We start from the raw sequence: 8054 nt of genomic DNA, 5'->3' as shown, positions 1-8054 counted from the left end.
TCGATGCCGGCCTACAGATCGATGCCGGTCAGGACCATCACACGCTCGACGGTGAGATCCTCCATGGCCGCCCGCACGCCCTCCCGGCCCGTCCCCGACCCCTTGGTACCGCCGTAGGGCATCTGGTCGGCCCGGTAGGAGGGAACATCCCCGATGATCACACCGCCGACGTCGAGCTCCCGGTGCGCGCGGAAGGCCACCCGCACGTCCCGGGTGAACACCCCCGCCTGCAGGCCGTACGGGCTGTCGTTGATCCGGGCCAGGCCTTCGTCCAGCCCGTCGACCGGTTCGATGACGAGGACCGGTCCGAACACCTCCTCCCGCGCCAGGCGGGCGTCCGGCGGAACACCCCGCAGCACAGCCGGCGCGACCGTGGTGCCGTCCCGCTCGCCGCCGACGACCACCGTCGCACCCGCCTCGACGGCCTCGTTGATCCATCGCTCGACCCGTTCGGCCGCGGCCAGGTCGATCAAAGGCCCCACCTCGGTCGCCTCGTTGCCCGGGTCGCCGGTGCGCAGCCGGGCAACCGCGACGCTCACCTCGGCCAACAGCTCCTCGTACACGTCGCGCTCCGCGTACACCCGCTGCACGGCTATGCAGGACTGGCCGGCCTGGTAGTTCGAGAACGTCGCGATCCGCCCGGCCGCCCAGCGCAGGTCCGTGGCGGCGGACCAGTCCGCCGCCACCAGCACCGCCGCGTTACCGCCCAGCTCGAGGACGACGTGCTTGCGCGGCACCGCGTCCCTGATCGACCAGCCCACGGGGGCCGAGCCGGTGAAGGACACGACCGGTAGCCGGGCGTCCGCGACCAGTTCGGGCATAGCCTCGTTCGACACGGTCAGCACCGACCACGCGCCTTCGGGCAGGTCTGTCTCGGCGAGCAGCTCGCCCAGCAGCAGGGACGACAACGGCGTCTTCGGCGCGGGCTTGACGATGATGGGCGCGCCGACCGCCAACGCGGGTGCGACCTTGTGCGCGACCAGGTTCAGCGGGAAGTTGAACGGCGTGATCCCCAGCACCGGGCCACGAGGAAAACGCCGGACCACCGCGGCCCGGCCCGCCCCCGCCGGGTCGGTGTCGAGCCGTTGGAGCTGCCCCGACCAGCGCCGGGCTTCCTCCGCGCCCCAGCGAAACGTCGAGGATGCCCGCGCGACCTCGACCCGGGCCCAGGTCAGCGGCTTGCCGCTCTCGGCGGTGATGAGCGCGGCCAGCTCCTCACCGCGTTCGGCGATCCGGCCCGCGACGTGGGCGAGGGCCGCGGCCCGGCCGTGGGCCGACATGGCCGACATGGCCGGCATGGCCGCGCTGGCGGCGGCCACGGCCGCGTCCACCTGCGCCGGATCCGGCCGCGCGACCGTGGCGATCAGACGATCGTCCCACGGGTGACGGACCTGAAAGGTCGCCGAACCCGTTACCGGCCGGCCCGCCACCCAGAACGGCTCGGCCTTGCTCATGGAAGCCACTGCTCCACTTTCGTGCACAAGAGCCTGACACGGGTGACGCCACGCGCGACAGTCCTGAAGGTCCGGCCCCGGCATACCCCGGCATACCCCGACGGACACCGGCACGCCCGGGGGGAAACTCCCTGATGCCCGTCTTGCCACGGCTCGTGAGGTCTGCCCGGAGCAGGTTTGCCGCACATGACCGGAGGGAAGTCATCGGATCGGTGGAACTGTCAGGCAGCGGCGCGCATCACCGGGGAGCGGCCCGGTGACGAGCCCGCCTGCGTGTCCCCGCTGCCTGCGGACGGTGCATCCGCCCGACCTGTGGAACAGCCAGTGGCGCTGTGACGAACATGGGGATGTCAGCCCCTACCGAGTGGCGGTGTCCTCCCGGGAGCAGGTGCTGCTCTTCCTCGCGCACGCTGCCAAGGCGCCGATATGGGTCCCCTGGCCGATGCCGGTCCACTGGTTCGCCAGCGGCGTCTCCTGGGCTGGTGACGACCGCACCGGACCGCGGGCGACCGCGTTTGCCGCGGGCGGCCCCTCCCCGCTCGGCGGGCCGGCGGAACTTGTGATCATCGCCGAGGAGCCGGGGATCGGCCTCGGCGCCCGGCTTGCCGGGCTGCCAGGTACCGATCCCGAGCGCATCGGCGACAGGCCCGAGGAGAAGATCGAGGCCGCTGGGCACCCGACCGCGCTGTGGCCGGTCGTCTGCCCGCCCGACCGGGCCGCCTTCGTGGGTGAGGCCTGCGGGGTATGGCTGTGGGTGGTGCTCTGGCCGGCGGATGCCGCAACGCTGCTGCTGGAGCATCTCGTCGTCCAGGACCTGCGGAACGCCCAGATGATCACCTCATGCCTGCCGTTCGGTGCCGACAGCACTCATCTGTGAGCGGCACGCCGAGGCGGCGCGGGCGCATCCGAGATGTCTCGTAAGCTCGGCTCTCGCCACCAGCACGGACCCGAGCAGTACCGGTGGACGTAGCAGGGCCGCGGCGGATGCGAGAAGGGCCGGACAGCCATGGCACAGCCTCTGGAAACCGTTCCGGCAGCGGTCGAGGTGGACTGCCGCCGGCTGCTGCTCATCGTCAACCCGCACGCTGGCGGTGGACGCGGCGCCCGTGTGCTGCCGGACGTCGCCGCGGCGCTGAAACGCTGGGCCCGCGACGTGCGGACCGAACTGACCAGGGACATCGACCACGCCGCGGAGTTGGCCGAGGACGCGGTGGCGGACGGGCGGGTCGCGGTCGCGCTCGGCGGGGACGGTCTTGCCGGCCGGGTCGCCGAGACGGTGGCGCGCCTCGGCGGACTGCTCGCGGTGCTGCCTGGCGGGCGCGGCAACGACTTCCTGCGCGGGATGGGCGCGGCCAGGCAACCGGTGATCGCCGCCACCGCCCTGGCCAGCGGCACCGAACGGCGGATCGACCTGGCCGAGGCCAACGGCCGTGCCTACCTCGGCATCGCCAGCGTCGGTTTCGACTCGGACGTCCAGGTGATCGCCAATCGCGCCCGGTTCATCCGGGGCCAGCAGGTCTACGCCTACGGCGCGTTACGCGCGGCAGCCACCTGGCGGCCCGCCCGGTTCACCGTGGAGATCGACGGCGGCGCGGCGCGCGAGGTCACCGGCTGGACGGTGGCGGTGGCGAACTCGGCCTACTACGGCGGCGGCATGCACCTCGCGCCCCTAGCGAAACCCGACGACGGCCTGCTCGACGTCGTGCTGCTGTCGCGGTGCGGCAAGGCCGCTTTCCTCGCCACCTTCCCGAAGGTGTTCTCCGGCCGGCACGTGGACTCCCCGCACGTCCAGACGCGGCAGGCGACGCGGGTCCGGGTGGACGCCGACCGCCCGTTCCAGCTCTACGCCGACGGCGACCCGGTCGCGCAGCTGCCCGCGGAAATCGTTGTACGTCCCGGTGCGCTGCGTTACCTCGCTCCCGCCGGACGGTACGCGGGACAACCGCCCCGAACGCCGTCGTGATCGCCGTCGTGATCGCCGTCAGGCCTGCTGGGCACCGGGTCGCCCGGCCTCAACCACCCAGGTGGCGTCGGTGCTGACCGGGGCGTCCCGGCGGTCGATGCTCTCGGCAACGCGCATGTCGGCGGCGCACTGCCGGGGGGAGACCCGGATGCGGGTGTACCCGCGCCGATCCCCGCGGAAGTACCGCACGTGCGGGTTGAGCAGCCGGTTGTTCGCCCGGACGAACTCCTCGCTGGGCAGGAAGAACCCCGAGCTGATGGACGTGGCGACGAACTCGGTGCCGACGACCGGTGTCTCTGGGCGGTCGAAGTCGACCCGCAGGTCGTTCACCCAGGCGCAGTGGATGTCCCCCGACAGCACCACCGGGTTGGCCACCCCGGTGTCCCGCACCGCCGACAGCAGCCGGGTCCGGTAGGGCACGTAGCCGTCGTTTTGGTCGAGGTTCGCGAACACCTCGCCGCTGCCCGGGGTGAGCTGGGCGTGCAGCTGGGCCATCATCGTCTGCTGAGCGATCACGTTCCACCGGGCACGCGACGCGGCCAACCCGTCGATCAGCCATTTCTCCTGCTCAGCGCCGGCCATGGTCCCGGTCGTGTTGTGCTCCCCCAGAGCGGCCGGGCCGATGTCGTTCGGGCTGCGGCCGGGCTGCGGCGTCCGGTACTGGCGGGTGTCCATCACGTTGAGGGTGAGTAGATCGCCGAAGGCGAACCGGCGGTAGAGCCGCAGGTCGGGCGATCCGGGCTGATAGCTGGCCCGGATCGGCATGTGCTCGTGGTAGGCCTGGTAGGCGGCGGCCCGCTGGCGCGCGAAGGCCGCCGGGTCCTGGTGCCTGTCACCGGTGTCGCCCGACTCGTCGGTGAGGCCGGCGTAGTTGTTCTCGGTTTCGTGGTCGTCCCAGGTGACCACCCATGCCGCGGCCGCGTGCGCGGCCTGCAGCTGCGGATCAGCCTTGTACTGGGCGTAACGCGCCCGGTAGTCGTCGAGAGTCTGGAGCTGGTCGAGCCCAGGCCTGGCCGGGGTGGTGTGGCGACGGTCTGGGAACCTGCTCTTCGGGTCGTACTCATAGATGTAGTCACCGACGTGGACGACGAGATCGAGGTCGTCGGCGGCGATCGCGCCATACGCCGGCCAGTAGCCGTTCTGGAAGTCCTGGCAGCTGGCCAGCGCGAAACTCAGCGTGGACGTGCCGGCACCGGCGGCCGGCGCGGTACGGGTCCGGCCGACCGGGCTGATCACTGTCCCGGCACGGAACCGGTAGAAGTACACCCGGGCCGGCTGCAGGCCACGGACGTCGACGTGCACCGAGTGCGCCGACCCCGGGGTGGCGGTCTGCGTCCCCACCGCCACGACATCGGTGAACCGGTCGTCGGTGGCGAGCTGCCAGTCCACTGGGATGTCACGCGCGGGCAGGCTCGCGACGCCGGTCGCCGGCGCCAGCCTCGTCCAAATGATCACACTGTCGGGCAGCGGGTCCCCGCTGGCGACCCCGAGAGCGAACACGCCGTCCCCGACGCCGGGTATCGCGGTCGCGGGCCGCAGGCTCGGGCGCGCGGTGGCAGCGCCGCCGGACCCGCCGCCGGAACAGCCCACCGCGGTCAGCAGCACAGCCCCGCCCGCGAGAAAGCCGCGCCGGGTCGCCACCGCTGGCCCGCTGGAATTCCTCACAGCACCAGGACGTTAGCCGGCTCATGCCCCCGGCCGGAAGACCGCGCGCCACGAATGTGAATGAAAGCGGCGGCAACGGGGACGCGGCTATCGTGCTGGGCAGCCACCGTGCTGGACAGCCGCTCCGGATGGGGCCGGGAAAGCGGAGGTGTCTTGCGAGAGCCGGGGTGCGCGGTGCGTGATCGAGCCGGCTACGGCGAGCGGCTCCAGGCGGGTGCCCAGTGACCACGACCGAATTAATCGATCTTCATACGCACTCGACGGCGTCGGACGGGCTGTGCCGCCCCGCCGAAGTCGTCAGCCTCGCGGCCGCGGCCGGCCTGGCCGTGGTCGCCCTCACCGACCACGACACCACGTCGGGCCTGGCCGAGGCCGCCGCCGTGCTGCCTGCCGGGCTGACCCTGCTCCCGGGCGCGGAGATCTCCTGCGGGATACGGGCCGACCAGCACCGCTGGGTAAGCCTGCACCTGCTCGCCTACCTGTTCGACGCCACCGAACCGGTGTTCGCCGCCGTCCGCGCCCGGCTACGCGCCGGCCGGGTCACCCGCGCCCGCCGGATAGTGGAGAAACTGGCTGCCGACGGCCATCCCGTGTGCTGGGAACAGGTGTCCGCCCGAGCCGACGGTGTGATCGGACGCCCGCACATAGCTGAGGCCCTCGTCGAGGCTGGGCTCGTGGGCTCCATCGAGGCCGCGTTCACCCCTGCCTGGATCGGCCCCGGTGGCCGGTACTGGGCGGGCCGGGATGAGCCCGACGCCATGGAGGCGCTCCGGCTGGTCCGCGACGCGGGCGGGGTCAGCGTACTGGCCCACCCGTACGCGAGCAGGCGCGGTGCGACCATCGGCCCAGCGGTGATCGCGGCCATGGCAAGGGCGGGCCTGCACGGCCTCGAGGTGGACCATCCCGATCACCGGCCGCGGGAGCGGAGCCAGCTCCGCCGGCTCGCCACCGACCTCGGCCTGATCGTCACCGGCGCCAGCGACTTCCACGGGCCGAGCAAGCCCCAGCCCCTCGGTGCGGAGACAACAAGCGAGCAGGCGTACGAGGCGCTCATCGCCGGCGCGCACGGGGCGCGGCCGTTGACCGGACCAGCCTCGGCACCGCCCGGGTGCGGTCAGGCGCCCTGACCGCACCCGCCGCCGGGCGGCGGCGTGGCGGCCCGGGGATCGAGGCGGCTCAGCAGATCGGCGAGCACGTCCAGCTCGTCCGGGTTGAAGTGGCTGGTGACGTGCTTCGAGACACCGGCGAGGTGGGTCTGGGAGGCCGCCCGCAACCGCTTGCGGCCTTCAGGTGTGAGGGTCGCGAACGTCCCCCGGGCGTCGGACGGGCAGGACCGCCGTTCGACCAGGCCGTCGCGTTCCAGCCGGTCGACCAGCCGTGTCAGGCCGCTGCGGGACAGCAGGACCGCCTCCGCCAGCTCGTTCATGCGCAGGGCGCCATCTGGTACTTCGGACAGCTGGACCAGCACGTCAAAGGAGGCCAAGGGCAGATGGTGCTCGGATTCGAGATCGGTCTCCAGCTGCCGGATGACGTACGAATGAGCCCGCAGGAACTGGCGCCATGCCCGCAGTGATCGCGGGTCAATCGGCGATTCCTGCTCCGCTGTCCGCTCGTCGACCGTCACGTGGATCAGATTACGTCGCCCGTACAGGGCCGCGAGGGAGCCCGCTGAGGATGTCAGACGATCGACATTTCGGCCAGCCGGCGGAAATGATCAAGATCTGGCCGCACCGGGCGCGTTCGACCGGGACGGGCGGCTATGGTGGAGGCGCAGGCGTGGCGGCGTGAGCCGCACGCACCACACCGACCGGTCGAGGTTTTCTCTTGTCTGCTTCCCGGCCTGGCGCGGACGCGATCCAGGCAGCTCTCGCGACAGTGCTCGACCCTGAGATCGGGCGTCCCATCACCGAACTGGACATGATCGAATCAGTTCGCGTCACCGACGACACCGTGGATGTCGTGGTGCTCCTGACCGTCTCCGGTTGCCCGATGCGCGAGGAGATCACCAGCCGGGTCGAGCGTGCGGTCACCGCGGTACCGGGCGTGCGGTCCGTGCGGGTCCGCCTCGAGGTCATGAGCGCCGAGCAGCGCGCCGCCCTGCACACGAAGCTACGAGGGGGGACGGCGACCCGGTCGATCCCGTTCGCGCAGCCTGGCTCGCTGACCAGAGTCTACGGCGTGGCCAGCGGGAAGGGCGGCGTCGGCAAGTCGTCGGTGACGGTCAACCTGGCCGCCTCGATGGCTCGCTCCGGGCTCTCGGTCGGCGTGCTGGACGCCGACATCTACGGGCATTCGATCCCCCGGATGCTCGGAGTCGACCGCCTCCCCACCCAGGTCGAAAAAATGATCATGCCGCCACAGGCGCACGGCGTGAAGGTGATCTCCACCGGCATGTTCACCCGGGGCAACGAACCGGTCACCTGGCGCGGACCAATGCTACACCGTGCGCTGGAACAGTTCCTCTCGGACGTGTTCTGGGGGGATCTCGACGTCCTGCTGCTCGACCTGCCACCGGGCACCGGCGACATCGCGATCTCGTTGGCGCAGCTGGTGCCGTCCTCCGAGCTCCTCGTCGTGACCACCCCGCAGCTCGCCGCCACCGAGGTCGCCGAACGGGCCGGCACGGTCGCCGTCCAGACCCGGCAGAACGTCGTCGGCGTGGTGGAGAACATGGCCTGGTTGCCCTGCCCGCACTGTGCCGGCCGGGTGGACGTCTTCGGCTCCGGTGGCGGCGCGGCGGTAGCCGAACGCCTGACCCGGGTGCTCGGGCACGACGTGCCGCTGTTGGCGCAGCTGCCCATCGACGTCCGGCTGCGCGAAGGCGGCGACTCCGGCGTCCCGCTGGTGACCGCGGATCCGGACTGTGAAGCCTCGAAGATCCTGCGGGAAGTGGCCGAGCGCCTGTCATCGCGCTCACGCGGGCTGGCCGGTCGATCCCTGGGCCTCACCCCGACCCGCCGGAGCTGAGCTGG

7 protein-coding genes are annotated in these 8054 nt (G+C 71.7%); 4 read left to right on the top strand and 3 right to left on the bottom strand.

Annotated elements, in window-relative coordinates:
• Positions 1-11: 11 nt before the first annotated feature.
• Positions 12-1454, bottom strand: coding sequence for an aldehyde dehydrogenase family protein (locus tag MJ783_RS15250; RefSeq protein ID WP_239311104.1), 1443 nt, complete (start codon positions 1452-1454; stop codon positions 12-14).
• A 256-nt stretch (positions 1455-1710) separates the two neighbouring features.
• On the opposite strand from MJ783_RS15250, the gene MJ783_RS15245 reads away from it, so the two are divergent.
• Both MJ783_RS15245 and MJ783_RS15240 read left to right on the top strand, forming a co-directional pair.
• A complete protein-coding gene (locus MJ783_RS15245; RefSeq protein ID WP_239311103.1) occupies positions 1711-2331 on the top strand; it encodes a DUF6758 family protein in 621 nt (206 codons plus the stop codon).
• A 129-nt stretch (positions 2332-2460) separates the two neighbouring features.
• Positions 2461-3417 carry a diacylglycerol kinase family protein gene (locus tag MJ783_RS15240; RefSeq protein ID WP_239311102.1) on the top strand — a complete coding sequence of 319 codons (957 nt, stop codon included), beginning with the start codon at positions 2461-2463 and terminating at the stop codon, positions 3415-3417.
• 18 nt (positions 3418-3435) lie between these two features.
• On the opposite strand, the gene MJ783_RS15235 is transcribed toward MJ783_RS15240, so the two are convergent.
• Positions 3436-5058, bottom strand: a complete 1623-nt coding sequence (locus tag MJ783_RS15235; RefSeq protein ID WP_370651641.1) for an alkaline phosphatase — start codon at positions 5056-5058, stop codon at positions 3436-3438.
• Positions 5059-5303: 245 nt separating this feature from the next.
• Between MJ783_RS15235 and MJ783_RS15230 the strand changes: the two genes are divergently transcribed.
• Positions 5304-6209, top strand: a complete 906-nt coding sequence (locus MJ783_RS15230) for a PHP domain-containing protein (protein WP_239311101.1) — start codon at positions 5304-5306, stop codon at positions 6207-6209.
• Here MJ783_RS15230 and MJ783_RS15225 read toward each other — a convergent pair.
• Positions 6197-6706 carry a MarR family winged helix-turn-helix transcriptional regulator gene (locus MJ783_RS15225; RefSeq protein WP_239311100.1) on the bottom strand — a complete coding sequence of 170 codons (510 nt, stop codon included), beginning with the start codon at positions 6704-6706 and terminating at the stop codon, positions 6197-6199. The genes MJ783_RS15230 and MJ783_RS15225 overlap by 13 nt on opposite strands.
• A 200-nt stretch (positions 6707-6906) precedes the next feature.
• On the opposite strand from MJ783_RS15225, the gene MJ783_RS15220 reads away from it, so the two are divergent.
• On the top strand, positions 6907-8049 hold the full coding sequence (locus tag MJ783_RS15220; protein ID WP_239311099.1) for an Mrp/NBP35 family ATP-binding protein: 1143 nt from the start codon (positions 6907-6909) through the stop codon (positions 8047-8049).
• Positions 8050-8054 lie beyond the last annotated feature (5 nt).

Origin of the sequence: Protofrankia sp. Cj3, assembly GCF_917627355.1 — a bacterium.
Classification (GTDB): domain Bacteria; phylum Actinomycetota; class Actinomycetes; order Frankiales; family Frankiaceae; genus Protofrankia.
This window is presented reverse-complemented; position numbering and strand designations above follow the sequence as displayed.

Excerpts from the sequence above, each read along its gene's own strand:
- MJ783_RS15250 (WP_239311104.1), bottom strand. The coding sequence starts at position 1,454 with ATGAGCAAGGCCGAGCCGTTCTGGGTGGCGGGCCGGCCGGTAACGGGT.
- MJ783_RS15240 (WP_239311102.1), top strand. The coding sequence starts at position 2,461 with ATGGCACAGCCTCTGGAAACCGTTCCGGCAGCGGTCGAGGTGGACTGC.